This window comes from Schleiferilactobacillus perolens DSM 12744 (assembly GCF_001435585.1).
GTDB lineage: Bacteria > Bacillota > Bacilli > Lactobacillales > Lactobacillaceae > Schleiferilactobacillus > Schleiferilactobacillus perolens.
This window is the reverse complement of sequence record NZ_AZEC01000058.1, coordinates 1-660: the sequence shown is the minus strand read 5'-3', so window position 1 is coordinate 660 and position 660 is coordinate 1. Positions and strand designations below refer to the sequence as shown.

1 protein-coding gene is annotated in these 660 nt (G+C 34.4%); it reads left to right on the top strand.

Translation table 11 applies throughout. The features are described from left to right. A partial coding sequence (locus FD09_RS15595) for a tyrosine-type recombinase/integrase (RefSeq protein WP_157053869.1) occupies positions 1–346 on the top strand: 346 nt, incomplete at its 5' end. Between the last annotated feature and the right edge of the window lie 314 nt (positions 347–660).

Below are 660 nucleotides of genomic sequence, written 5' to 3'. Positions count from 1 at the left end.
TCTTAAACCAGTTCAAACAGAGCTCTTATTGTACCGTCAATGGCTGCTTGATCATAAGCTAGATTCTGAATGGCTCTTTCCTTCAATTCAACACCCAGAACGCCATATTACTGAAAAACAGTTCTACAAAATTATGAGTAAGGTTGGCGATCTATTAGGAATTAATTATCTAGGTACTCATACGATGCGCAAAACTGGGGCTTATCGTGTTTACACGCAATCAAATTACAATATTGGCCTAGTCATGCACTTATTAAATCATTCAAGTGAAGCCATGACTTTAGCTTATTTAGGCTTGGATCAAGCAAGTACAGAAAACATGTTGAACCAAATTGATTTTGGGTAAATTAGTTTGATTTTGTTGTCGCCAACAGCGACTTCTGATACAGGTTTTTAATGGGTCTAGCACAACATAGAATAAATTCTATNTGTGTAAGTGCGCATTGACCTCGTTTCACTCGGCCTGCTGATAACCATAAAATCAATTTCTGCTGTTGTTAAACTGAATGTATTTTTAATTCAATTTATACTTGCACTTAACTAAGTTTGTTATGCTTTAGATACTTAAAAAGTGTTGCAGATTACGCTGTTTTAAGCCAATTTTTTTAATCGTTCTGTGCAAAGAATCTTTATAAGTTTGGTAACAAATTTTGAATAACG